This window comes from Pseudaeromonas pectinilytica, from assembly GCF_054780855.1.
In genome coordinates, this window is the sequence record NZ_BAAGVN010000358.1 from 1 (window position 1) to 24,392 (window position 24,392).

At 56.2% G+C, this 24,392-nt stretch carries 20 protein-coding genes; 8 read left to right on the forward strand and 12 right to left on the reverse strand.

Features of this window, described 5'->3' with window-relative positions:
- Nucleotides 1-417 precede the first annotated feature (417 nt).
- Entirely contained in the window at nt 418-1,008 is a 591-nt protein-coding gene (locus tag ACYVG7_RS19275) for a thymidine kinase (RefSeq protein WP_460884724.1), read from the forward strand.
- A 10-nt stretch (nt 1,009-1,018) separates the two neighbouring features.
- Here ACYVG7_RS19275 and ACYVG7_RS19280 read toward each other — a convergent pair whose 3' ends face one another.
- The 8 genes from ACYVG7_RS19280 to ACYVG7_RS19315 all read right to left on the reverse strand — a co-directional run bounded on the left by ACYVG7_RS19280 (nt 1,019) and on the right by ACYVG7_RS19315 (nt 10,168).
- Complete coding sequence (locus ACYVG7_RS19280) at nt 1,019-2,233, reverse strand: EAL and HDOD domain-containing protein (RefSeq protein ID WP_460884725.1); 1,215 nt, start codon at nt 2,231-2,233, stop codon at nt 1,019-1,021.
- Nucleotides 2,234-2,457: 224 nt separating this feature from the next.
- A complete protein-coding gene (locus ACYVG7_RS19285) occupies nt 2,458-3,753 on the reverse strand; it encodes an outer membrane protein transport protein (protein WP_460884726.1) in 1,296 nt (431 codons plus the stop codon).
- Between the two features lie 163 nt (nt 3,754-3,916).
- The gene (locus ACYVG7_RS19290) at nt 3,917-5,458 is read right to left on the reverse strand and encodes a BatD family protein (protein ID WP_460884727.1); all 1,542 of its coding nucleotides are present in this window, start codon (nt 5,456-5,458) and stop codon (nt 3,917-3,919) included.
- On the reverse strand, nt 5,452-6,924 hold the full coding sequence (locus ACYVG7_RS19295; protein WP_460884728.1) for a VWA domain-containing protein: 1,473 nt from the start codon (nt 6,922-6,924) through the stop codon (nt 5,452-5,454). The genes ACYVG7_RS19290 and ACYVG7_RS19295 overlap by 7 nt, the downstream gene beginning before the upstream one ends.
- Nucleotides 6,917-7,879, reverse strand: coding sequence for a VWA domain-containing protein (locus tag ACYVG7_RS19300; protein WP_460884729.1), 963 nt, complete (start codon nt 7,877-7,879; stop codon nt 6,917-6,919). Before ACYVG7_RS19300 ends, ACYVG7_RS19295 begins: the two co-directional genes overlap by 8 nt.
- The gene (locus ACYVG7_RS19305) at nt 7,867-8,331 is read right to left on the reverse strand and encodes a DUF4381 domain-containing protein (RefSeq protein ID WP_460884730.1); all 465 of its coding nucleotides are present in this window, start codon (nt 8,329-8,331) and stop codon (nt 7,867-7,869) included. The genes ACYVG7_RS19300 and ACYVG7_RS19305 overlap by 13 nt, the downstream gene beginning before the upstream one ends.
- The gene (locus tag ACYVG7_RS19310; protein WP_460884731.1) at nt 8,328-9,215 is read right to left on the reverse strand and encodes a DUF58 domain-containing protein; all 888 of its coding nucleotides are present in this window, start codon (nt 9,213-9,215) and stop codon (nt 8,328-8,330) included. Before ACYVG7_RS19310 ends, ACYVG7_RS19305 begins: the two co-directional genes overlap by 4 nt.
- On the reverse strand, nt 9,212-10,168 hold the full coding sequence (locus ACYVG7_RS19315) for an AAA family ATPase (RefSeq protein WP_460884732.1): 957 nt from the start codon (nt 10,166-10,168) through the stop codon (nt 9,212-9,214). The genes ACYVG7_RS19310 and ACYVG7_RS19315 overlap by 4 nt, the downstream gene beginning before the upstream one ends.
- A 176-nt stretch (nt 10,169-10,344) precedes the next feature.
- On the opposite strand from ACYVG7_RS19315, the gene fadI reads away from it, so the two are divergent.
- A complete protein-coding gene (gene fadI, locus ACYVG7_RS19320; protein ID WP_460884733.1) occupies nt 10,345-11,658 on the forward strand; it encodes an acetyl-CoA C-acyltransferase FadI in 1,314 nt (437 codons plus the stop codon).
- Nucleotides 11,655-13,790, forward strand: a complete 2,136-nt coding sequence (gene fadJ, locus ACYVG7_RS19325; RefSeq protein WP_460884734.1) for a fatty acid oxidation complex subunit alpha FadJ — start codon at nt 11,655-11,657, stop codon at nt 13,788-13,790. Before fadI ends, fadJ begins: the two co-directional genes overlap by 4 nt.
- Before the next feature lie 73 nt (nt 13,791-13,863).
- Here fadJ and ACYVG7_RS19330 read toward each other — a convergent pair whose 3' ends face one another.
- Nucleotides 13,864-16,647 carry an insulinase family protein gene (locus ACYVG7_RS19330; RefSeq protein ID WP_460884775.1) on the reverse strand — a complete coding sequence of 928 codons (2,784 nt, stop codon included), beginning with the start codon at nt 16,645-16,647 and terminating at the stop codon, nt 13,864-13,866.
- Between the two features lie 165 nt (nt 16,648-16,812).
- On the opposite strand from ACYVG7_RS19330, the gene sixA reads away from it, so the two are divergent.
- Both sixA and ACYVG7_RS19340 read left to right on the forward strand, forming a co-directional pair.
- Nucleotides 16,813-17,280 carry a phosphohistidine phosphatase SixA gene (gene sixA / locus ACYVG7_RS19335; protein WP_460884735.1) on the forward strand — a complete coding sequence of 156 codons (468 nt, stop codon included), beginning with the start codon at nt 16,813-16,815 and terminating at the stop codon, nt 17,278-17,280.
- Between the two features lie 126 nt (nt 17,281-17,406).
- A complete protein-coding gene (locus tag ACYVG7_RS19340; RefSeq protein WP_460884736.1) occupies nt 17,407-17,610 on the forward strand; it encodes a DUF1107 domain-containing protein in 204 nt (67 codons plus the stop codon).
- A 129-nt stretch (nt 17,611-17,739) separates the two neighbouring features.
- Here the strand turns inward: ACYVG7_RS19340 and ACYVG7_RS19345 are convergent, their stop codons facing one another.
- The gene (locus ACYVG7_RS19345) at nt 17,740-19,428 is read right to left on the reverse strand and encodes an aspartate:alanine antiporter (protein WP_460884737.1); all 1,689 of its coding nucleotides are present in this window, start codon (nt 19,426-19,428) and stop codon (nt 17,740-17,742) included.
- Between the two features lie 143 nt (nt 19,429-19,571).
- Here ACYVG7_RS19345 and ACYVG7_RS19350 point away from each other — a divergent pair, with 143 nt between their 5' ends.
- Nucleotides 19,572-20,786: a methyltransferase gene (locus ACYVG7_RS19350; protein ID WP_460884738.1), complete on the forward strand. Its 1,215-nt coding sequence runs from the start codon at nt 19,572-19,574 to the stop codon at nt 20,784-20,786.
- On the opposite strand, the gene smrB is transcribed toward ACYVG7_RS19350, so the two are convergent.
- Complete coding sequence (gene smrB, locus ACYVG7_RS19355) at nt 20,783-21,331, reverse strand: endonuclease SmrB (protein ID WP_460884739.1); 549 nt, start codon at nt 21,329-21,331, stop codon at nt 20,783-20,785. The two genes, ACYVG7_RS19350 and smrB, sit on opposite strands and share 4 nt — an antisense overlap.
- A 65-nt stretch (nt 21,332-21,396) precedes the next feature.
- Here smrB and prmB point away from each other — a divergent pair, with 65 nt between their 5' ends.
- Both prmB and aroC read left to right on the forward strand, forming a co-directional pair.
- Entirely contained in the window at nt 21,397-22,332 is a 936-nt protein-coding gene (gene prmB / locus ACYVG7_RS19360) for a 50S ribosomal protein L3 N(5)-glutamine methyltransferase (protein WP_460884740.1), read from the forward strand.
- 6 nt (nt 22,333-22,338) lie between these two features.
- A complete protein-coding gene (gene aroC, locus ACYVG7_RS19365; protein WP_460884741.1) occupies nt 22,339-23,427 on the forward strand; it encodes a chorismate synthase in 1,089 nt (362 codons plus the stop codon).
- A gap of 91 nt (nt 23,428-23,518) precedes the next feature.
- Here the strand turns inward: aroC and ACYVG7_RS19370 are convergent, their stop codons facing one another.
- Complete coding sequence (locus tag ACYVG7_RS19370) at nt 23,519-24,268, reverse strand: TerC family protein (RefSeq protein ID WP_460884742.1); 750 nt, start codon at nt 24,266-24,268, stop codon at nt 23,519-23,521.
- Between the last annotated feature and the right edge of the window lie 124 nt (nt 24,269-24,392).

The following is a 24,392-nucleotide window of genomic DNA, read 5'->3' on the forward strand; positions in this document are numbered from 1 at the left end:
AAAAAACCGAAACCCAACCGTGAGTTTCGGATTTTTACACAGCCTGAGGATCGGTCAATGGATCCTTAACTGATCGGCATTACCCATTAACGGCACGCCTTTATCTTCGATATCGATGAATTGAACCCGTCTGAGTTTCTCTGTTGGCATTGTTTCTTCTCGATGCTAACAGCCTGATTATCTCTGCGTATTGGGGTCACTCAAAAAATCTTCTGCTTGATATGATGCGACTGAGGTTGAGCTGACTGAGGTTGAGCTGACTGGGGTTGAGCTGTTGGGGTACCTTGGCCAGCAGATGGCGGATGCTATGGCTATAGAAGCAGCGGCAATGATTGAGCCTCAAGACTAATCAGCTATTGGTACTTCGCTCATGCCAAGCAATCTGGCATCATAGCCGCCACGTTAACAGGGGGAATTATGGCGTCACTGCATTATAAGTTTGCAGCTATGAATTCAGGGAAATCGACCCAACTGATTCAAGCGCATTTCAATTATTGTGAACGGGGAATGGTACCCTATGCCATGACTCCGGCTATTGATGATCGTTACGGCGTCGGGGTTATTACGGCACGGGTTGGATTAGAGCTGTGTGCCGATGTATTCACGGCCACCAGCGATCTATTCGATATAGTGCAGCAGCGAATAGAACAACAAATTCTGGATGTCTTTATCGTCGATGAGGCGCAATTTTTAACGCGCACCCAGGTTTATCAACTGGCAAGGATCGTGGATGAATTGAATATTCCGGTGATTGCCTACGGCCTCAAGAGTGATTTTCGTGGTGAACTGTTTGAAGGTTCCTATCATCTACTCTGTTTAGCCGATAAGGTGGAGGAGCTTAAGAGCATTTGCTGGTGTGGCAACAAGGCTCATATGAATGCCAGGGTTGCGGATGATGGTCGTGTGCTCCGGGATGGTAATCAGGTCGAGATCGGCGGGCATGATAAATATGTTTCGTTATGCCGCAAACATTACCTGCAAGGACTAGCCTATAAGCCCGCCGGATAATATCGGCTGATTAATGGGCAGACATGACCTGGTCTGCCCATTGCGTGGATTCCAGAAACAATTCGATGGTTTGTTTTTCCTGCAAATGCATTTTCCCGGCGCGTAATTTAACTCGCTCCCAATTGAGCTGTTCATAATCGGCTACGAATGCCAGATAAAACGCCAACTCGCCTTTTTTATCCAATAATGCCTGCTTAATGGCTGCGGACAAGGGTATTTGTGCCAGAATTTCGGCAAATGGTTGATCAAGAATTGCCTCCAGCAAGGAGAATAAACCGCACAGGAAGGCTTCCGCTGGATCAGTCCAGCCTTGGCGGTGCAACGACAATAATTCACAGAACCGCCCACGGATCAAACTCATCCGATAGAGCTCGGTCGACTTGTTTTCACCGCCACTGGTGGCACTGACCAGCGAGACGAATCGTCGCATCTCCTGTTGGCCTAAAAATATCGTGGCGTGCCGAAATGAGGTAATGGGCTGGGCGGCCTTATAACGCAGGTTATTGACGTAGCGCATCAGTTTATAGGCCAGGGTCAGATCCCGGTTCAGCAATGCTTCTATGCGTTCGTAATCCAGCTCCGGAGAGTTGACCTCTTTGAGCAGTTGCATGACCGTCAATTGACTATCGGAGAGTGTCTTGCGCTGTACAATTTCGGGTCGACTAAAGAAATAGCCCTGAAACAGGGTAAAGCCCATCTTCTTCGCTGCGGTGAACTCTTGTTGGGTTTCGACTTTTTCGGCCAGATAAATGAGATGACTGCCTGTATGCTGGTTGATAAAACGGCTGATATCGGCATGGGCTGTCAGCCGGAAATCAAATTTGATGATGTCGATGAAGGGGAGAAATGCTTCCCAGCGGGGATCCAGCGTGAAGTCGTCCAGCGCCAAACGGTAGCCTTTATGTTTCAACCGTTTGACACATTCCAGCAACTGTTCATCTGGCTCGGCATCTTCCAAGATCTCGATCACCACCTGTTCAACCGGTAGCGAGTCGGCGAGGCCATTTAAAATCAGACTGTAGGGAAAATTGATATAGCAGGCATGCTCGCCTACCAGTTGCTGAATGGGTTGACTCAAAAATTGTTCGGCGATCAGACAGGTCGTGGCATGTTCCGCACTGACGTCGGGGAATTGATTATTCAACCCTTCGCGGAACAGCAGCTCATAAGCCACTGGACTTTGGTGGTGATCCAGGATCGGTTGTCTGGCGACGAATGAATACATCGTGGTCGTCCTATTGCTCGCTAACTACAGCTGTCGGAGTGAAAAGTGACATGCTATTTACCTGTACTGAGGCAAATTTGCAGTACTTGATGCCTTGTGGCAACAGGGGGGAGCTAATTTAGCGACATCACCGGCACTTCGTTGGTGTAACTGGCGGAAAATCGAACGGCGGTAACGAATAAGGGCCCACACGGGCCCTTGAATTGGTTAACGAAGCTTGGGGATCAGAAGCGGTAGTTTGCCTGCGCGGAGGCGAGGAATGCCGAAGCGGAGGATTGATACTCGGCATTGGGCAAACCGGCCGAGAGTTGTTCACTGATGGTGACATCCTTACCCTGTAGATAGGCAACCCCGACGTCCAGACTCAATGCCGGTGTGGCCTGATAACTGGTGCCCAAGCTGTACCACAGACGTTCGGTATCCGGAATGCTGATCACGTTGTGGGCGGCTTGACGATCCAGCGCCAGACCGGCACGCAGGGTCCACAGGTTGTTCAGGTAATAAGTCCCCCCAATGGCATAGCGCCAGCTATCGGAGAACTCTTCTGGCTTACTGAAGCACTCGCCGGCGGTACCGTCATTGCAATCCGGGCTGTTGGCGGTCAACTCCTTGAACACGCTCCAGTCGGTCCATTGCACGGAATAGTGCACGGCAAACTGCTGGGATAGCAGGTGATACCCGGAGAATTCGGCAATGGCCGGCAGTTCCAGATCCAGAGTGCCGTCGACTTCATTGAAGGTCAGCGGTGACATGGAGGAAACACCGGATGCACTGCCTGAAAACTTGCCCTTGAAGGTCAAAGTGGTGCCGGAGCGGTAACTCAGGCCCCAGCGATTGGCTTCATTGAGCTCGAATAACGAGCTGACATTCCAACCCCAATCCAGAGTATCACCGCTCAAATCCACTAATGCCGTATCGTCGCTCATCAAGGGGTTACTGGCTGATGCGGCACCGGCGCGACGGATCAGGGTGGCGTCGGCATAGACCGCTGAAATCCCGCCGCCGAAACTCCACTGATCATTCAGACGGTAGGAGATGTTCGGATTGAAGTTGTAGGTCATCAGCTCGGTTTTGCCGCCAATCAGGCCTGCCGCATAATTGTTATCAAACTCGGTGGATAAACCAAAATTGGTGAATAGCGCCAGACCCCACGCCCATTGTTCATTCAACGGCTGGATCAGGTAAAAGGTCGGCACGAAGGCACTAGGGGCTATGTCTTGGGCATCCAGATCCGAGGCGCTAACGCCCAATGCCGAAATATCACTCTGTCCTTGCAGATCGATATTCGGTTGCACGTAGGTGCCTGCAACGCTGAGTTCCATCGATTTAAAACGGCTCATGGCGGCAGGATTGCGAGACAGCACGCTGGCATTATCTGCAATGGCGGCTTCACCGGCAAACGCCCGACCCAGACCTGAGGCTGAGTGTTCGTTCAGGTTGAATGCGGCGGCGTGCGCCTGTTGCATGGCCATCGCGGCCAGGACAGAGGTCAGTGTTAATGCGAGAGTATGCTGTTTCATGCTAATTCCTGTTAACGGGCGTTAACCCAATGGCGCGGCGATCTTACTTGGCGCCATCAGATGCACAAATCAGACCAGCGGGGAAAGCATAGTGATCTGTCGCAAAAATGCAGGATAAATAGCATTTATAGTGCTTATTCTCGGCGGTTATGGTGATTGGGTACTAGCAAAGACCGTGCGGATTGAGTCTTTCCTGCTGTTTCTGCTCCGTTTCTCGCCAGTTTAATAGACCTCGTCGCAATGCCGTCGCTGACCATGGGCCAGGGGTTTCACGATAACAAGCGGCCAATAATAGCTCCATCTCGGGCTGCAGAGCCGGATAACAGGGGAGGTTTTCCAGACAAGTCGGTTGTAGTTGGGGCCAGCGTTGGGCGCCCCAAACCAGCAAGGCTTGATGTACCAACTGTGGATCTTCGGTCTGCAAGGCGCGTTTGAGCTGACGCCAGCTCAATTTATCGTCGATATACCTCAGGCGAGGTACCGAGGGCAATCGCCGCCCGGTGAACCACCAAATCAGCAGCGTAACCAGCCAGGCCGTCGCAAAGCTGATCGTTAGCCAAGGCCACTGCGTAGTGTCGGTATCCGCATCAGGCAACGGGGCTATGGAAGGCGTGCTAGTGGCGGTGTCGATGTTCAGTGCTGGCTGTGCCAGACGAATCGTTTCGAGCCTTTCTGTTGTTACATTCCACCATTCGAGGGTCAGATCCGGCAGGCTAAAAGCACCGGGTTGCTGCGGAATAAAGGCCTGGCGCACAACCCGCTCGGCGATGAGCTTGCCTTGGACCACAGATTCATGACTGCTACCGCCATCTTCGTAGCTCCGGACCCCGGCCAACTCGGGTAAGGCAAGCTCCGGCAACTGTTCCAGCGAGGTACCCTCGGCCTTGAGGGTTAGTACCCGCAATAGCGGCTCGCCAACTCGATACGGGCCTTTGGCGGGTTGCCAATGACTCTCCAGCGTCAGTTGGTTACTGATCAACGCTGTTGGCGTCGTCGCGGCCTTGACCCTGAGGGCTAAATTGTCTCCCTGTTGTAAGAAGGGAGTATTTTGGCGTCGGGAGCTCATGTCCTGGCCCTGGACCAGAGGACCTTGCAGCACATATTCACCGGCTTGCTCCAGAGTCACCGCGTAGTAGCGGGTCAGGGTGCGGACCCGCTTGCCGCGAATAATTTCGTTATCAATGACATCATCACCAATTTGCCGGATGCGTGCCGCATTGAGCGACGGCGGTGAGATGGCATCAATCTGCACGCCCGGTGGTTGCGACAGTTTGATGCGATACAACGCGACCTGATGGGGAAGCAGGGTTGGATGGTCCAGGCTGACATCCAGCACGCGCGGCTGTGTTTTGGGGGCCTCTCCACGCAGAACCTGCAGAGTGATCGGTTGGGTCATAAAGCCTGCGACGGGCAGCGGGGGGATCTGTTGAGCACCGGTGCCTAGCGGCAACAACGGGATCTGCCACTGACTGGAAAACCGGGAGCCCTGACTCTGGCTGGCAAACCGAACCTCACCCACGATAAAACTACGGAATAAGGGCCGGATATCCAGAGCGCCGACATCCAGTTGATCATCGGCACTGATGGTTAGCACCAGGCTTTGCTGCTCATACACGCGGCTCTTATCGGTGTGCGCCTGGATAGTTTCCAGCCCATGAACCGGCATGCAGAGCAATAACAGCAGACCCAGCATTGGTTTTACCATGTTTGTGCAGGCTCCCGGTGTAGACGACGTTGCTGCTGCAGACGCAGGCGGTTTTTCATCAGGTTACCCGGCTTTTCCGCGATGAGATCCAGTACCTCGCTGGCGCGAGTCGAGGAGGAGGGTTGACGACGTGTAGCAGCCTTCTGCGGCGTCTGTCGGGCCTGTTGCTGCTGCAACCATTGCGTCACTAGAGCGCGGTTAAATCGGGCATCATCGAGTTCGGGTTTCTGTTGCAGTGCCAGGTCATATGCCTCGATCGCGGCAGCAAACTCCTGCTGATAGGCCAGACAATTGCCCAGATTATACAGTGCCTCTGGATTGTCGCCGGCCTGCTGATAGGCCGCGGCTGCTTCCTGGTACCGGCCGGCCCGGAACCAGGCATTGCCCTGCCAGAGGGGATCGGTAAATTGCGTCGCTGCGGCAGCAAACTCGCCGCGCTGATAGAGAACCATGGCCTCTTCGGCCTCCACCTTGGGCGCTGACAGCAGCGAGCAGCCCAGTAGCACCACAAAAAACCAGCCGCGCTGAAAGCCCACCACCAGCACGAGTAATGGCAATAGCAGCCAATAACCGACATCCTGTAACCGGATCTGGGCTGCTCCGCCGGTGGTGCCCTGGCCATGTAATGGACGCAGCAGCCGCTCCAGATCGACGGGCTGATTCTCGTTGTGCAGTAGATGGCCACCGGTGTCATGGGCGAGTGTTGCCAATTGCGTCAGATTGCTGCGGGCGACAACCAGTTGCCCCTGACGATCCTTGAGTAAGGAGCCATCATTCAGGCGGATGGGGGCTCCCGCTTCGGTGCCGACGGCGAGTATGTCGAGAGCCTGTTGCTCAGGTCGTAATAAATCGGTAATGGTCTGCCGCTGGGCGGCCTGCAGATCATCACTGATCAGCAATAACCGTCCCGACTGGCGCTGCTGGTTGCCGAGCATGGTCAACGCGAGCTTGATGGCGGCAACCGGGTTGGATCCGGCGACGGGCATCACCTCCGGCTCCAATTCTCGCAATAAGAAGCGCAGGGTCTCGTGATCATCGGTGGGGGGAGTGATGACATAGGCATCCCCGGCGAAGGCGATCAAGGCAATCCGCCGCCCCGGCGATTTTTCGAGTAGATCAAACAGTTGATAGCGACTGCTGAGCAGCCGGGAGGGCGCAACATCATCGGCCAGCATGGAGCGGGAGGTATCCAGCATCCAGATCCAGACGTCGTCGCTTTGATACAGGGCGTCGGCTTGTCGGTGAGCTGGGCCCGCCAACGCCAGCACCGCCAGACTCCAGGGTAGCAGCCACCAGAGCGCAAACCTGCGGCTTGACTCGGCTTGCTGGCCCCGCAGATAGCGCAATATGCTCTGTCGGATAAAGGTTTGCCCGGTATGGTGCTGGTGCCAGTGCCAATACAGCAGCAGGCCCGGTAGCAGGAGCAGTAATAGGCACCAGGGGCGTAACAGAGTCCAATCAGCCATGACGACGTCTCACCAGAAAGGCCAGCCAGAGGCTCAGCAGCAGCGCCAGCGCCAACGGATAGGCATAGAGCTCGAGGCGGGGTTGATAGAAATGCTGACTCTTTTCCATCGGCTCCAGCGCATCGATCTCCTGATATATCGCGGCCAGTGACTCCGGATCCCGGGCCCGGAAATAGTGGCCCTGAGTGACACGGGCAATCTCGCGCAGCGTCTGTTCGTCCAGATCTGCGGCCGGATTATCGGTCGCCGAGGCTAAGGGATCATCCAGAGCGACCTCGGCCCCGAGCCCTATGGTGTAGATCCGCATCTGGTGCTGTGCGGCAAGGGTGGCGGCCGCCAGCGGTGAAACCGTGCCCACGGTATCGCGACCGTCACTGAGCAGGATCAACAGCTTCTGGCGGCTGCCTTCATCCCGGAAACGCTTGATGGATAGGCCAATCGCCTCGCCAATCGAGGTGAGATAGCCCGCCATGCTGAAATCCAGCTCGTCGATAAAGCTTTGTAAGGTGCGCCAGTCACTGGTCAGCGGTGACATCAGATAGGCGTGATCGGCAAATAAAATCAGCCCGATCCGATCCCCGGCCCGTTGGCCGACAAACTGTCGCAACTGATGTTTGACGACCTGCAAGCGATTGACGGGGCGCCCTTGCTCCAGCATATCCATGGTGCGCATGCTGTCCGACAGGTCGATGGCCAACATCAGATCCCGGTGCGGGCGCTCCAGTGGCTCTGGCTCGCCGAGCCAGGCGGGGCGGGCCAGCGCCAGCAGCAGCAGACTCCAGATCAGGAGCGCAAGCAAAAACAGCGAGTAGCTCCGGTGAGGAGCCTGTTGGCTCAGATGGGGCAGGGTGGCCACATACAGCGGCTCAATCTCTTGCCGACGGGCCGGCAACAACCGGATCAGCAGGGGAAGCGGTAACAGCAACAACAGCCAGGGCCAGCCTAACGTGACCATAAACACCTCACCATCTGGGCGTGCAACCAGCGGCGACAGCTCCGCAGCAGTGCTTGCTGTTCCTGCTCGCTGATCGGTTGTTGGCCATATAGCCAGCCATTCCACGAGGCGGCATAGGGCATGAAATCACCCTGTGCGGTTTGATCGAGAAAACTCAACCAGGCGACTCCATGCAGCGGGGCTATCTGCGAGCGTGGCCATGTCAGCAGGGCAGTTGCCTTCAGCCAGTGATTGAGTGCGGGCACCCAGTCGGGGTGTTGCGACTTCGCCTGACGTGATAATCGAGCCAGTTGTCGATAAGCCTGCACCAGGGGCCACAGCCGATACCACAAGAAGCCCAAGCCAGCCAGCAGGATACAGACCAGCGTGAGGCTGAGCGCTCCGGTCAGAAGATCGGCTGCCGGTGGCGGGCCAGGATGAATATCCTTGAGCTGCTGCAGCGGATAACTCATGGGGTGGCTCCTGCCGCCCGCTTCTGCGGATGACTGGTATCCAGACAGTAAAATCGCTGACTGGACTCCCGCAGCTGACGCACTATGCCATGTTGCCGATGCATACCGACCTGGCGGTAATGCTGGATGAATCGGGCATCATGGCTGGTCAGAAAGCCCTGTTGTCGGCCATTGTCGGCGGCCAGAGTTCCCTGACCGACCAGCTGCGCCTCCAAACGGTCCATGATTTGGTAGCAGTGCACCTGATGGGATTTGTTCAAGCGTTTTAGCCACAGCCAAGAGCTGTCACTCATGCGGTAAAAATCGCTGATGAGGTGGATCAGACTGCCGGGGCGCACCGTTCGGCTGAGTAGTTTGAGTCCTTCGGTCATATTCAGCAGCGGCTCGGGCCGCGTCAATCCCAGCTGATAGGCCTGCAACAGTTGTTGCAACCACATCAGCAGATCCTTGCGGCGACCCGCCGGACTATGCCGAATGGGCTCTGCTCCCAACAGGATCACGCCGCCGACTTTATCGCCCTGCTCCAGTGCCTGCCACGCGGTTGCGGCGGCCAAGATGGTGGCTAATCGGGACTTGAGTTGCCCTTGCGAGCCGAAATACATGGCCGGATCCAGATCCAGCAAGGTATAGACGCAGCGATCCCGCTCTTCACGGAACAATTTGGTGTGCGGTTTGCCGGTGCGCGCGGTAATGCGCCAATCGATGCTGCGCACATCATCCCCCGGCAGGTAGGGGCGCACTTCGGCAAACTCCATCCCGCGGCCCTTACTGCTGGCCTGATGGAGACCCGTGCGTTGGCCGCTCACCTGGCGTGAGGGCAGCAGCTGTGCCAGCGTGGGCGGGCGCAGTAACTGCTCCAGACTCAAGGCAATGCCATCGTTCATGTCACGACGACCCGTTGCAGCAGGCGGGCGATCACCTTGTTGGCATCGATGCCATCGGCTTCGGCTTCCATACTCAGGATCAGTCGGTGACGCAGTATCGGATAGGCACAGGCCTGCACATCGTCCGGGGTGACAAAATCGCGGCCTTGCAACCAGGCTCGAACCCGTGAGCAACGGGCCAGCGCCATGGTCGCCCGTGGGCTGGCACCATAACTGAGCCAGCGGGCCAGCTCGGCGTCGTAGCCCAGGGGTCGGCGGGTCGCCATGATCAGGGTGACAATATAGTTCTCGATCGCCGTAGCCAGTTTGACTTTGAGTACTTCCTGGCGGGTGGAAAACAGCTGCTCTTGAGTCAGGCGCGGTGGCGTGATCTCGGCTTGCTGAGCACACTCGGCGTAGTTGAGACGCAGGATGGACAGTTCGGTCATGGCATCCGGATAGCCGAGTTGCAAATGCAGCATGAAGCGATCGAGCTGGGCCTCAGGCAGGGGATAGGTGCCTTCTTGTTCCAAGGGGTTCTGGGTAGCCATCACCAAAAACAACTCGGGCAGTTGGTAGCTTTTACGCCCTATGGTGATTTGATGCTCGGCCATGGCTTCCAGCAACGCACTTTGTACCTTGGCCGGGGCGCGGTTGATTTCATCGGCGAGCAATAAATGATGAAACAGCGGGCCGGGTTGGAACACAAAACTGCCATCTTGCGGGCGATAGATATCGGTCCCGGTCAAGTCGGCGGGTAGCAAATCCGGCGTGAACTGGATCCGGTGAAAACGGCCTTCGATGCAGTTGGCGAGCATCTTGATCGCCCGGGTCTTGGCGAGACCCGGAGGACCTTCGACCAGGATATGGCCATCGGCCAGCAGCGCTGTGATCAGTCCATCGACCAGCTCGGGTTGTCCAACAACCTGCTCATTGAGGTAGGCTCGCACCGCATTTATCACTTGTCTCGACATATCAACGCCTTAGTTCATCCTTAAACGGCGCTATCTTACTACTGGACCCGGATAATGGGCAGGCTGCAATTGAGGCAGCGCGTCACATTGTGAGCCAGACTGAATAAGTAGTTGTAAAAATACCGTTAAATCATGGTATCAGAAATGGTCTGACCTCTCTTGAGCAGGAGCATGCTATGACCCGAGCTTCATGTTTACGTACGGCACAGGGTGAACGGATTGCCCTGGTCGGCGGTTTGCGGAGTCCATTTGCCAGGCAGGCCTCGGCTTATCTGGGATTACCGGCCGTGGAGTTAGGCCGCCAGGTGGTCGATGAATTGATATGGCGCACGGGTGTGGATCCGGCGGTGGTGGATTTGCTGGTCTTTGGCCAAGTGATCCAGATGCCGGCCGCCCCCAACATTGCTCGCGAAATCGTGCTGGGATCCCAACTGGATGTGGCCACCGATGCTTACAGTGTCAGCCGTGCTTGCGCCACCAGTTTCCAGGCTGTTGCCAACGTGGCTGAAGCCATGCTGGCAGGCCGCTGCCAAGTGGGCATTGCCGGTGGCGCCGATTCTTCGTCGGTGCTACCGGTCGGGGTGACGGCCAAGCTGGCACAAACCCTGTTACTGCTGAGCAAAGCACGCACGCTGCCCCAGCGCCTGCGACTCCTTAGTCAGTTGCGGCTGGCCGATTTCAAACCGGTGGCCCCCGCGGTGGCAGAATACTCGACCGGGTTGAGCATGGGACAGAGTGCCGAACAGATGGCGCAGCGACATGGCATCGGCCGCGAAGAGCAGGACGCCTTTGCTCATCGCTCCCATACATTAGCCGCCGCCGCTTGGGAACGCGGTGATATTGCCGAGGAGGTGGCCCCGATCCTGTGTGGTGGCCGTCATGAGCCCTTGTTGCGGGATAACTGCATCCGCTTTGACTCTGACGAAGCCAGCTACCGACGGCTCAAGCCGGTGTTTGATCGCCAATATGGCACTGTGACGGCCGCAAATGCCTCGCCGATGACCGATGGCGCTGCCGCCTTGCTACTGATGACCGAAACACGGGCTGCTGCGCTGGGCTTTACCCCGCTGGCTTTCTTACGCAGCTATGCCTTCGCCGGGTTGCCGGTGCAACAAGACATGCTGCTCGGCCCTACCTATGCCATCCCCCAGGCCTTGGCCCGTGGTGGCTGCCAACTTAGCGACATGGCTCTGGTGGAGATGCACGAAGCTTTTGCGGCTCAAGTGCTGTGTAACCTGAAGTTGATGGCAGATGAACGCTTTGCCCGCGACGTGTTACGGCAAGAGCGGGTCCTGGGTGAGGTGGATCCGGAGCGATTCAATGTGCTGGGTGGCTCCTTGGCCTATGGACATCCGTTTGCTGCGACGGGAGCCCGCATGATTTTGCAAACGGTGCGGGAATTGCGACGCCGGGGAGGTGGGCTTGGGTTAACCACCGCCTGTGCGGCGGGTGGTTTGGGTGTCGCCATGATTTGGGAGGTTGCAGAATGAGCCAATTTTTCCGTATCGAGGTCGAACCGACCGGCATTATTCATCTGACATTCGATGTGCAGGGGGAAAGTGTCAATACCCTGCAGGCAGCACTGATCCCTGAGTTTGCGGCCTTGCTGAGCCGTTGGCAGAGCGATACCAGCATCATGGGCCTGATCATCGACTCGGCCAAACCGGGCAATTTCATCGCCGGTGCCGATATCCATATGCTGGACGGCTGCACCAGTGCCGAACAGGCGCAGCAATTAGCGGCGCAAGGACAGCAACTATTCACCCGCCTGGCCAGTTTGCCGTTCCCGGTGGTTGCCGCTATCGATGGCTCCTGCCTGGGCGGTGGCCTGGAGCTGGCCTTGGCATGCGATTACCGTGTGGTCACCGAGTCGCCGCAAACCCGCCTTGGGTTACCGGAGATCCAGCTCGGACTGATACCGGGTACCGGGGGAACCCAGCGATTACCGCGCTTGATCGGCCTGCCCAAGGCGCTGGATCTGATGCTGACCGGCCGCCAAGTCGATGGTCGGAGCGCTTGCCAGTTGGGGCTTGCCGATGTGCGCGTGGCAACACCGCTACTGCTGCAGGCCGCCACCGATTGGATTGGCAAAGGCAAACGGCGGTCGCGTATGCCCTGGACGCAACGCTTGATGGGCGAGTGTGCACCCCTGCGACGCTGGTTGATGGCTCAAGCCAGCAAGCAAACTCGGGCCAAGACCCGCGGCAATTACCCGGCGGCCGAACAGTTGCTGGCGACGGTGGAAATCGGTCTGGCCCAGGGGACGAGTGCCGGATTGGAGGCGGAAGCCCGAAACTTTGGCCAACTGGTGCTCTCGGCCGAATCTCAGGCGCTACGGAGCCTATTCCACGCCAGTACGGCGCACAAAAAAGAGAAAGCTTACCAAGGGGCTGAACCCTTCCCGGTGCGACGTGTAGGCGTACTGGGTGCCGGATTGATGGGGGCCGGGATCGCCCATGTCACCGTGGATAAGGCAAAACTGCCGGTTCGAGTCAAGGATACTCGCTATGATGCAGTGGATCGGGCCATCAGCCATTCCCGGCAAGCCTTGCAGCGCCAGCTGAGCAAACGGCGGCTCAGTGAGGTCGGCTACCGTGAGCAGTTGGCACGGTTGAGCGGTTGCATCGATTATCGGGGTTTCCAGCGACTCGATGTGGTGGTGGAGGCGGTGTTTGAAGATCTGGCGCTCAAACGCCAGATGGTCGCAGAGGTGCAGTCAGCCGGTCATGGGGCGACCATTTTTGCCAGCAATACCTCGTCGTTGCCGATCCGTCAGATCGCCGAGGGAGCGCCGGATCCGGCTCGTGTGGTGGGGCTGCACTATTTCAGCCCAGTCGAAAAGATGCCGCTGGTCGAGGTCATTCCCCACTCAGGAACCGCGCCTGAGGTGGTGGCCACTGTTATGGCGCTCGCCCGTGCGCAGGGCAAGACGCCGATTGTGGTTCAGGATTGTGCCGGGTTTTATGTCAACCGGATCCTGGCCCCCTACATGAATGAAGCCGTGACTCTGCTGCTGGAAGGCGAGACGATTACCGATATTGATCAGACGCTGCTGGATGCCGGTTTTCCGGTGGGACCGTTGGCCCTACTGGATGAGGTAGGGCTTGATGTAGCCGCGAAGATAGGTCCTATCCTGGTCGAAGCCCATGGTTCGCGTTTCACGCCGAGTCCGGTATTAGAAACCATGCTGGCGGATGGCCGAAAGGGACGCAAGAGCCAGCAAGGCTTCTACCGCTATCCGGCGCGAGGGAAAAAAATCGCCGACAGCCGGCTCTATGATCTACTCAAGGTCTTGCCGGTGAAACGTCTCGAAGCATCACTCATCGTCGATCGCTGTCTGCTGTTGATGCTCAACGAAGCTGTGAGATGCCTGGATGATGAGGTGATTGCCTCACCACGGGATGGCGATCTGGCGGCTGTGTACGGGATAGGCTTTCCACCCTTTACCGGTGGGCCCTTCCGCTACCTGGATCAGCGCGGTGCGGCCTCGGTGGTGATCCGGATGCAGGAGCTGGCGAGTCATTATGGCGAGCGTTTTGCCCCCTGTGCCGGCTTGTTGCGCCGCGCCGAAGCCGGAGAGCTATTTTATCCCCATGGGGGCTTAACTGGCGAGGAGCACTGAGCGTGGCGGGATCAGAACAGCGAGGTGCGAGCAAGGTTCAACCACCGGGGCAATCTTGCCCCGGTGGTTCAGGTTAGACGTTGCAGAATTTACGACTGTGACGCTGAAATGACTCCAGATCTTCAATCAATTCACCCTCTTGGATCCGGTTTCCATCCTGATGCGGGTCCCCGTAACTGCACAAGATGACCCGATCGGCGCGGCTACTGCGCAACGAGCGCAAGAACCGAATCATCTCGGCCCGGCTCATGTGGGCAACCGCCTCGGCAACTTTCTCCCGTTGATTAAAGTGGAAATCCCGACTACCCACGCTGACCCACAAGCGTTGACTGCGGGTCCGCAGATTGGCGTCCTTCTCCTGTAACTGACCGAGCAGACCTTGTTTGCTCTCTTGCCAGGTCTGTTCGGATAATTCCATCAGCACCAGATAGAAGTCATCGATAAAGAGTTCGATGGCATCCAGTAACTCCTGCGGACCGGCCACCGGGGATTGAATATACAGGATCAACCCCGGGTGACGATTGAGGGGTAAATTCCCGGTACCAACGACATAACCGAGCTGCTGGCGGGTCCGCAATTCATGAAAAAACGTCGAGGCCAGCAAGTGATTTGCCAGGGTGAAACAGGCGATATCCCGTGGATGAGACGAAGGGGATTGGTAGTAGATGAGCAGTGCCGAATCTTGATGGGCACAAGCCAGTTCCCTGCGCAGGGTTCCGCGCTGGCTGATATCGACCAGGCGACGCCGGGTTTCACGGCTGGGTAGGCTCAAGGGTGTCAATTCCCGCTCCAGCAGCCCTGCGACTTGTCGTACTTCCTCTTCCAGCCAATCGCCATGGGCCAGCACCTCCAGGTGGACCGCTTTGTACAGCTGACGCACAAATTCCGGCAACTCACTGTGGGTGAGCTCGGTGAGGTGGGGGATCAGTTGCTCAATCGGCGGATTGTTCGGTTGCAACACACAGGTCAGATGGGTGAACAGCTGGGAAATCGGCCGTCCCTTGTTCTGGTTTTGCCAGTTCTGCAACAGTTGCTGCTTGATGATATTGAAGCGCAACGGATCGACGCGGCCAAAAGTGCGATTCTTCAGGATCAGCTCCAACAAGCGGGGCAACCGGCTGCTGAATCCGGACAGCTGCAGGGTGAAGCCGCCTTGGTGGGCATAGATGTCGTAACTGAGTCCGGCGACTTCCGCGGGATAGGTCAGCTCATTGAGATGATCGATCAGCAATTCCACCGTCAGCCGCATCAAGGCGATATGCCGGGCTGAACGTACGGCATGTTCACTGTCGACCGCCACGAACAAGGTTCCCTTCGGCACCGGGTACTCCTGATCATGGAGATGCCAAACGCGCATACCTGCGCGCTCAATCAGGCATTGCGGCACCGGGTAGACAGGATCCACCCCATGGGGCTCCAGGCGATCACAGATGAAGGGGTTGGCCTCGGGCAGTGTCAGTTGCCCATCCAGCGGCGCCGGGTCACGCCAGCGCCGCAGCCAGGTACTTTCTATCGCTTGTACTCGGTAGGGCGTGTCATACCAGCGGGCTACCCGATCGGTTTTCACATGAGGGGCTGCCAGCTGAATACGCATATTATCTGGCGTCAAATAGTCGAGCATGTGATGGATTTGTTCGGCATCGAACTCTTCCATCAGATAGTCCCCGGACACTATATGTTCCGGGGCATAGTGGTGCATATTCACCGCCAGGTGCGATACGTTGTCGATGGCGCGATTGCCTTCCTGGAAGCGAAAAATGGCATCTAGAACCTGACGTTTTTCCTGGTAGCGCCAGGCCTCAACCCCTTGCTTACGGATCAGAGCCAGATAACCGAACAATAGTTCGATGATGCTGCCTTCGTGGTGAACGCCTTCCGGGGTCAAGCCGAAGCTGACACAAAAGTCCTTGAAATTACTACCACCGACACCGCTACCGGCGGATAAGGTGTTCACCCAGCCTTGGTGTTTCAACCAGGAATAGAGACTGCCCTTACCCTCGTAGCCCAACAGGTGACTGATGAAGGTCAGCGGTTTGGTGCGATACAAGGGCTCTATGCTGGGCAGGGCAAAACTGACCACCAGCTTCCGGCTTTCGCGCACCGGTTTGATCTCGATGCGGATCCCCATATCTTGTGGCCGATAGAGCGGCGTCTGGATGGCATGGCGCGCGATTTCCCGCTCGGGAATGGCTGAGAAATAGGTCTCTACCCACTGCAGCTGTTGCGCCAGGGAGGCATTGGATTGCACCACCAGGGTCATGCGATCGGCGCTGTAATGCTCATGATAAAACTGGAGCAATTCATTGCGGATCGACTCATCCGGCCGATCGCCGAGTGTTTGCCAGTTGCCGACCGAAAATTTGGCGAAGGGATGATCCGGATTGACGGTTTCCTTGTGCACCTGATAGGTCCGGCGGACATCATCCTGCAGTTTGAGCCGAAACTCGGAGTCGATGGCGTTGCGCTCTTTATCGACGAGTTGGGCATCAAAGGTCGGGCAGATAAAAAATTGCGCAAAACGCTGCAACCCCTCGGCAAACCACTCGTGCTGGAGGTCAAAGTAATAATTGGTAAATTCAGTGCCGGTCCAGGCGTTGTTACTACCGCCGTGCCGATTGATAAATTCCTGATATTCCCCCGGCCGCGGGAAAGTTTCGGTACCGAGAAACAGCATATGTTCCAGAAAATGAGCCATCCCCTGTCGTGCCCCCGGGTCATCGAAATGACCGGTATTGACGGCGAGGGCGGCGGCTGATTTCTCGGTTTTGTGGTCTTCAATCAGCAAAACTCGCAGCTGATTGGGCAGGGTCAGGTAACGGTAGGCGCGATGATCATTCGGACTGGTATGCACACGCAGGATTTGATGACCCATGGATACGCTCATTTTATTGATCTACAGGGTTATTATTGACTGGTGCCGACGGGGGCGCAAACCGTTTCTGCGAGAGCCGCCCATTGTGAAGCCAGCACTAAGCCAGTAAACTCGCGCTGTTTTCTTGTGTCTTTTCTGGGAACCCTATCGATGAAAATCGTGATTATGCGGCACGGCGATGCCGTTATCGGTGCCGATGATGATGCCGCTCGTGCCTTGACTGCTACAGGGCGTCAGCAATCCCGGAATATGGCCAACTGGCTACAGTCGCAGCTTCCACAGGTGGATCTGGTATTGGTGAGTCCTTATTTGCGTGCTCAGCAAACCTGGCAAACCATCAGCGACCTGTTTCCGGGGGCCAAGGTCGAAACCCTCGCTGAACTGGTTCCCCATGGCCGTGCCAGCCGTGTGGTGGATGAGCTGCTGGCCCTGCAGGATGACATCGCCACTGTGTTGGTGATTAGTCATTTGCCGCTGGTGGGATATCTGGTGGCTGAGCTCTGTCCGGTGCAAGTACCGCCCATGTTTGTCACCTCGGCCATGGCCGCCGTTGAAATCGATGATTCCACGGGGACCCTGCTGTGGCAACAGGCGCCACATTTGCTGAAAAATCTGTGATTGCGACCGATTTAACGCATTTAATTGTTAGATTTTGCGTTTTTGCAGATTGATATCTCATCCAGACGGAACTTTTCTCGCTAATCTATGCCTAAGATTGCGTGGTACGAGAAAAGGTGAATAACTATGAGAATTTTCAAAAAATACTTGCCGTTCATGATTGCCAAGTACGTGAAAACCTTCTTCAAGGGGCGCATTTATATTCAGGGGCGCGGTGGGTACGAGTTTGACAAGGGGCACTTGGTGATGCCTGCAACGGCCGATCATGTGCACAAAAATACCGTTACCGAGGTGAATTCCACCATTAGCCAACTCTCGAATGCGGCGTAACGGAACGGCTTCGGAGTTTGATGACCACAGATTTGAAAAACGGGCTGCCAATGGCAGCCCGTTTTGTTGGTGTTGAATCCCCACTATCGCCACCACTCGATGCAGAGTCCATGCATATGAATTCCACGCCTAGAACCAGAGGGCAATGATCAGAGTTCCGGCTAGCGTCAATAACACGTTAGCTACCGCATAGGTGCCAGCATAGCCTAAGGCGGGGATCGAGCTCCCCGACATGCTGTTCACCACTTCCATGGCTGGTGCCGATGTCCGGGCTCCGGTGATGGCGCCCAGCAGCAGCGCTGGATTCATCTTCAGCACATGAATACCGAACAGATAGCCAATGAGTACCGGCAGCACGGCCACCACGGCACCGGCAACCAGCACCAATAGTCCATTGTCACTCAGGTGGCTGATGACTCCGCCACCGGCTTTGAGTCCTATGCTGGCCATAAACAGCGTCAATCCCAGATCCTTGATAAAGCGCAGTACACCAGATGGGATGTAACCCACGGTCGGATGGGTCGAGCCCAGATAACCCATGAAAATGCCGCCGAGTAGCAAGCCTACGGCATTGCCGAGCCCAAATTGAAAAGGACCGAACACCAGCGAGATACTGCCGATGAGCAGACCACAGACAAAAAAGGTACTAAAGGCCACCAGATCGGAGGCTTGACTGTGAATGCTGATGAAACCTATCCGGCTGGCGAGGCGCTCTACACGGTGCTTTTCGCCACTGATCTGCAGTACATCGCCTTTTTGCAGCATGATGTTGCGATCCAGTGGCATCTCGATCTGTGAACGAACAATACGATTCAAGAAGCAACCCTTGCCAGTCAGATTGAGCTCGATGAGATACTTACCGACATAGTTGTCGTTTTTGACCACTATCTCTTCGGTCACGATCTGCAGATCCAGCAGATCCCGATCAAACACTTCTTTGCCGTTGCGGTAACTCAGATCGAGTTTCTCGTGGCTTTCGGGATAACCGAGCAGGGCTATATCGTCACCTTCCTGGATCACGGTATTCCCATCCGGGCTCGCCGCCACAATGCCATTGCGTCGCAGGCGTTCTACATAGCAGCCGGTGTGGGGATAAATACCGGTTTCGCGCAGCGTGCGTCCGCCAATCCACTCCGACAATTCGGTTCCGACCCGATAGGCGCGAATGATCGGCAAATAGGTCTTGCGGCCATATTGATCGGAAAGACCTCGCTCGCGGGCAATCTTATGGGCCTCTTCACACAAGTCGAGTTTGAACAGTCCCGGGAGATAGCGCACCACCAGCATCAACCCGAGCAAACCAATCATATAGGTAAGGGCATAACCGACGCTCATGTTATCCAGTAGCTGACTGATGCTGGTATTGTGCGGAATACTGAGATAGCCACTCTGCAGACTGTCCTGGGCGCCGACTAGCGCCGGAGTGGAAGTCAATGCTCCGGCAAGAATGCCTGCGGCCAGACCCGGTCCTAGATCGAATAGTTTTGCCAGCCCGAACGTCAGTAGCAGGGCTGAGGTGAGAATGACCAGTGCCAGGCTGATATAGCGCAGTCCATCCCGTAAAAAGACGCTGAAAAAATGGGGGCCTGCTTCTATGCCAACGGCAAAGATAAACAGCATGAATGCAATGTTGCCAGCGCTACCGGTGAGGCTGAAACCCAACTGACCAAACAGCAAGGCGGTAAACAGCACGCCTATGGTATTGCCGATTTGAAATGAGCCGATGCGCAGTTTGCCGACCAGCAAACCGATCCCGAGCACCACAAAGATCAGCAAAACCTCATTCATGTGGAGCATATTGGTAATATCAATGGTCATGGAATAGTGTTTTTCTAGCTGAAAGTCTCAATATTATGCTACTTGGCAACATAATAAAGAAGTGTTGCATGCAACTGGTGATCAGCCATTTTGCCCGATAGACTGGCCAACCTTTGGCTATGCCTGCAAGCGGGAAAAAATTGATGCTCTATCGCCGTTTTGAAGCCCTGGATCAGCTGCTGACTCGCTATCAGCCATTCTGGCAGTGTCAGCCGTTTCATTGGCGTGACAACTGCTGGCGTGAGAGCGCTCCAGAGCTGGCGACATTTCTCGATCAGTTATCGCCTGAGCAAGTGTTTGCGCTGGAGGCCGCTCCAACCCCTTTGATGGCACTGCTGACGCCCTGGTTTCCTGAGATTGAGCAATTCTCCGCGCTCTGTGCCCTGCCATTGAACTCGAAAGTTCCCGAGCCGGTGCCCGAGGTGTTGGGCAACTATATTCCTGGACGTAAATGGCAGCAGTTGCGCCATTTTGCTGCTGCGCTGCCCGGCGTGCGCGGCCCCGTACTGGAGTGGTGCGCGGGGAAGGGGCACTTGGGGCGTCTGCTGGGTTTTCAGTCGGGGCAATCGGTCCTCAGTCTGGAGTGGCAGTCAGAACTCTGCGATGCCGGCCAACGCTTGGCCAAGCGCGCCAAGGTCCCTATGGATTTTGTCTGTGCCGATGCATTTTCGGCGGCAGCAAGGGAGCTCATCAGGCCAGAGCAGCATGCCGTTGCCTTGCATGCCTGTGGCGCCTTGCATATGCGTTTGCTCGAGGTGGCAAGCCTGCAGCAGACCCGGGCGTTGAGTATTTCCCCCTGTTGTTATCATCTGATTGAAGGTTCGAACTATCAGCCGATGTCGGAAGCAGGCAAGAATAGTCCGCTGCAGCTGACAACTCAGGATCTGCGCATGACAGTGCAAGAAACGGTCACCGCAGGACAACGGGTGCGTCGTTTGCGGCAGATTGAACTCACCTGGCGGCTGGGCTTTGATCTGTTGCAGCGGGATATTCGCGGAGTTGATGAGTATCTTCCGGTCCCTAATCTGCAGAAAAGCTGGCTATCGGGAACCTTTAGCGACTTTGTGAGTTGGGCGCTGGCTGCCAAGGGATTAGTCTTGACTGATGATATGACAGCCGAGCGAGTCGCCCGTTACGAGCAAGCCGGTGCCGAGCGACTGCCAGTGATGGCAAGGATGGAACTGGTGCGGCATCTGTTCCGGCGCCCCCTCGAACTTTGGCTGGTGCTGGATCGGGCGCTGTTTTTACAGGAGCAAGGTTATCAGGTGGAACTCAGTCAATTTTGTGCCTGGGAGCTGACACCGCGCAATATCCTGATCCATGCCGAGAAGTCGAGCGCCATCCCGGATCTCGGTTAACGTTTGAAAGACGCCGCCGCCGCGTCGCTTTGCTCAATCAGCACCAGCAAGGCGGCATCACCGCCCCATTCCCGGGGTGCCTGATGAAAGGCTTCAACGAGCGGATGTTGGGCTAACCAGAGCGGTACCTTTTGTTTGAGCACATTCTTGCCATGACCATGCATGACGCAGGCACAACGGATCTGCTGGCGGCGGCAGGCCTCTAGCAGGGCGGCGATCTCCAACTTGGCCTGTTGCTGGGAGAGGCCATGCAGATCCAGCAACATGTCGGGGTAGTAATCACCGCGGCGGAGTCGCTTGACTTCGAAGCTGGAAACATCGCTGCGCACATAGCGCATCGGCCCCTCTTCGCTGAGATGAGGAACAAATTCATCGGAAAAGTAATGGCTTACCCCCAGGGTTTCGCGGACTTCACGCTGCAGCGCTTTCTGCTTGACCGTCCTGTGGGTGGGACTTATGGTATCCTGCCTAATTTGGCGGGTACCCGCCACGGCCTCGCGGAACAGCGCCAGATCCTGTTCATCGAGATCGGTATTTTTCTTCATTAATCAGGTATCTGCACTTTGTAGTGGGATAAGTATCCCGAATTCTACTCGACCCGGAGGCGGTTTTGGAAAAGATTATCATCGATGAGGCGGTCAGTGAGCTGCGTACCGTCAACGACATGATGCGCTGGGCGGTCAGTCAGTTTAATGGAGCGGGCTTGTTTTATGGCCACGGCACCGACAATGCTTGGGATGAATCGGTACAGCTGATTTTACCGACCCTGCATCTGCCGCCCTATATCAGCGAAGAGATCCGCACCGCGCGTCTGACCCGAGCCGAACGCCAACAAGTGGCCGAACTGGTGGCTCGTCGGGTGGAGGAGCGGATCCCCGCCGCCTACCTGACCAACAAAGCCTGGTTTTGCGGGCTGGAATTTTACGTCGATGAGCGGGTGATTGTGCCGCGCTCGCCGATTGGTGAGCTCATCGGCAAGTGCTTTGCGCCCTGGCTGAACCATGAGCCGCTGCGGGTGATGGATTTGTGTACAGGCTCTGGCTGTATCGCCATCGCGCTGGCACAAGCCTTTCCAGAGGCGGAAGTCGATGCTATCGATATTTCCCCGGATGCGCTGGATGTCACCCAGATCAATATCGAGATGTATGGCTTGGAGCAGCAGGTGGTGCCGATGGCTTCCGATCTGATGAACGATCTGCCTGCAGGTCTGACTTATGATCTGATTGTCTCTAATCCGCCCTATGTCGATGCGGACGATATGTTTGATCTGCCGGATGAGTTTCGGCATGAACCTGAGTTGGCGTTGGCTGCAGGAGAGGATGGTTTGATCCTGGCGAAGCGGATCCTGGCAACAGCCGGTGATCGCTTGAGCGAACAGGGGATTTTGGTGGTGGAGGTAGGCAATAGCTATGTCCACTTGCAGGCCCAGTACCCGGATGTGCCTTTCACCTGGGTCGAGTTTGAGCAGGGCGGCCATGGGGTTTTTGTAATGACCAAGGCGCAACTGGATGCTTGTCGCGACCAGTTCGCCGCGTACAGGAGTTAAGGATTTATGGCAGGGAATAGCTTGGGTCAACTCTTTCGCGTGACGACCTTCGGCGAGAGTCACGGGCTGGCGTTGGGTGCCATCGTGGATGGTTGCCCACCAGGATTGGAATTGAGCGTCGAGGATCTGCAGCATGATCTGGATCGACGCAAGCCAGGGACTTCGCGCTTTACCACCCAGCGCCGAGAGCCGGATGAGGTCAAGATCCTCTCTGGAGTTTTTGAAGGCAAAACCACCGGCACTTCGATTGGTCTGCTGATCGAGAATACCGATCAACGCTCCAAGGATTACTCCGAAATTCAGGACTTGTTTCGTCCGGGCCACGCCGACTACACCTATCATCAGAAATATGGGGTGCGGGATTACCGGGGCGGTGGTCGCTCTTCGGCGCGGGAAACGGCGATGCGGGTGGCCGCTGGTGCCATTGCCAAGAAGTATCTGAAGCAGGCTTACGGCATTGAAATTTACGGCTTTCTCACTCAACTCGGTCCGATCAAGGCTGAGCGCCATGAGCGAGACATCATAGAAACGAATCCCTTTTTCTTCGCTGATCCGGATAAGCTGGAGGCGCTGGATGAATTCATGCGCGAGTTGAAGAAAGAGGGCAACTCGATTGGTGCCCGTTTGCAGGTGGTGGCCAAGCAGGTGCCGGTTGGCTTGGGTGAACCGGTATTTGATCGTCTGGATGCGGATATCGCCCATGCGTTGATGGGCATCAACGCGGTTAAAGGAGTCGAGATTGGCGACGGCTTTGCGGTGGTCGAGCAACGGGGCTCCGAGCATAGAGACGAGATGCGCCCGGAAGGCTTCAGCAGTAATCATGCTGGCGGTATCTTGGGCGGGATCAGCTCTGGTCAGGATATTGTAGCCACCATTGCGCTCAAACCCACCTCCAGTATCACAGTGCCGGGCAATACCATCGACACCCAGGGTAATCCAGTGGAGATGATCACCAAGGGCCGCCATGATCCCTGTGTCGGGATCCGTGCCGTACCGATTGCCGAAGCGATGCTGGCACTAGTGCTGATGGATCATCTGATGCGCCACCGGGCACAGAATCCTCATGTGGTCACGACCACTCCGCACTTGGTTTAATCCAGCGCCGTTGATCGATACTTCCTGTTATCGAGATAAAAAGAAGGCCGTGCATTGCACGGCCTTCTTTTTTAACGACAGGAGCTATTGCTTATTCATTAACGCTTTTGTGCAATTTGACCGCTGCTTGTGAACTCTTGCGCAGACGGATGTTCAGCATCTCCACGCCCAGTGAGAACGCCATCGCAAAGTAGATGTAACCCTTCGGTATGTGCAGATCGAAGCCTTCGGCAATTAGGGCGACACCCACCAGGATCAGGAAAGAAAGTGCCAGCATCTTGATGGTCGGATGCGTATCCACGAAATCACCGATCGCCTTGGCGGCGAACATCATCACACCGACCGCAATCATAATCGCCAGCACCATGACGGGTACATGGCTGGCCATGCCGACGGCGGTAATCACCGAGTCGAGGCTGAAGACGATATCCAGGATGGCGATCTGCACCAGTGTGGCCATGAATCCATGGGCAGCACCTGTTTTGGCGCTGGACTCCCCTTCATCACCCTCCAGACTGCCATGGATTTCATGAGTACTCTTGGCCAGCAGAAATAGGCCCCCGATGATCAGGATCAGATCCCGTCCAGATATGGCTTCGTCAAACATGCTGAACAAGGGGGAGGTCAGGCGCATGACCCATGCCAGCGAGAGCAGGAGCAGAACCCGAGTGACCATGGCGCCCGCCAGACCCAGCACACGAGCTCGTTGTCGCTGGGCGGGGGGGAGCTTACTGACCAGAATTGAGATAAAGATGATGTTGTCGATACCGAGGACGATTTCGAGCAGGGTCAGCGTGGCCAGTGCCATCCAGGCGCTGGGATCCATTAACCATTCAAACATGAGCAGATCCTGTAGTGGTGGTATTTAACGGGCTGATGACATGGCATCCTAGAGCCCATAACAAAGATGCCAAGTCTACCAGTCTGGCTGAAGAGAACAACTGCCGTGAGGTGACCATTAAAAG

Bases quoted from the DNA above. Each gene is read 5' to 3' on its own strand.
- ACYVG7_RS19275 (WP_460884724.1), top strand. From the start codon at position 418: ATGGCGTCACTGCATTATAAGTTTGCAGCTATGAATTCAGGGAAATCG.
- ACYVG7_RS19280 (WP_460884725.1), bottom strand. From the start codon at position 2,233: ATGTATTCATTCGTCGCCAGACAACCGATCCTGGATCACCACCAAAGT.
- ACYVG7_RS19285 (WP_460884726.1), bottom strand. From the start codon at position 3,753: ATGAAACAGCATACTCTCGCATTAACACTGACCTCTGTCCTGGCCGCG.
- ACYVG7_RS19290 (WP_460884727.1), bottom strand. From the start codon at position 5,458: ATGGTAAAACCAATGCTGGGTCTGCTGTTATTGCTCTGCATGCCGGTT.
- ACYVG7_RS19295 (WP_460884728.1), bottom strand. From the start codon at position 6,924: ATGGCTGATTGGACTCTGTTACGCCCCTGGTGCCTATTACTGCTCCTG.
- ACYVG7_RS19300 (WP_460884729.1), bottom strand. From the start codon at position 7,879: ATGGTCACGTTAGGCTGGCCCTGGCTGTTGTTGCTGTTACCGCTTCCC.
- ACYVG7_RS19305 (WP_460884730.1), bottom strand. From the start codon at position 8,331: ATGAGTTATCCGCTGCAGCAGCTCAAGGATATTCATCCTGGCCCGCCA.
- ACYVG7_RS19310 (WP_460884731.1), bottom strand. From the start codon at position 9,215: ATGAACGATGGCATTGCCTTGAGTCTGGAGCAGTTACTGCGCCCGCCC.
- ACYVG7_RS19315 (WP_460884732.1), bottom strand. From the start codon at position 10,168: ATGTCGAGACAAGTGATAAATGCGGTGCGAGCCTACCTCAATGAGCAG.
- fadI (WP_460884733.1), top strand. From the start codon at position 10,345: ATGACCCGAGCTTCATGTTTACGTACGGCACAGGGTGAACGGATTGCC.
- fadJ (WP_460884734.1), top strand. From the start codon at position 11,655: ATGAGCCAATTTTTCCGTATCGAGGTCGAACCGACCGGCATTATTCAT.
- sixA (WP_460884735.1), top strand. From the start codon at position 16,813: ATGAAAATCGTGATTATGCGGCACGGCGATGCCGTTATCGGTGCCGAT.
- ACYVG7_RS19340 (WP_460884736.1), top strand. From the start codon at position 17,407: ATGAGAATTTTCAAAAAATACTTGCCGTTCATGATTGCCAAGTACGTG.
- ACYVG7_RS19345 (WP_460884737.1), bottom strand. From the start codon at position 19,428: ATGACCATTGATATTACCAATATGCTCCACATGAATGAGGTTTTGCTG.
- ACYVG7_RS19350 (WP_460884738.1), top strand. From the start codon at position 19,572: ATGCTCTATCGCCGTTTTGAAGCCCTGGATCAGCTGCTGACTCGCTAT.
- smrB (WP_460884739.1), bottom strand. From the start codon at position 21,331: ATGAAGAAAAATACCGATCTCGATGAACAGGATCTGGCGCTGTTCCGC.
- aroC (WP_460884741.1), top strand. From the start codon at position 22,339: ATGGCAGGGAATAGCTTGGGTCAACTCTTTCGCGTGACGACCTTCGGC.
- ACYVG7_RS19370 (WP_460884742.1), bottom strand. From the start codon at position 24,268: ATGTTTGAATGGTTAATGGATCCCAGCGCCTGGATGGCACTGGCCACG.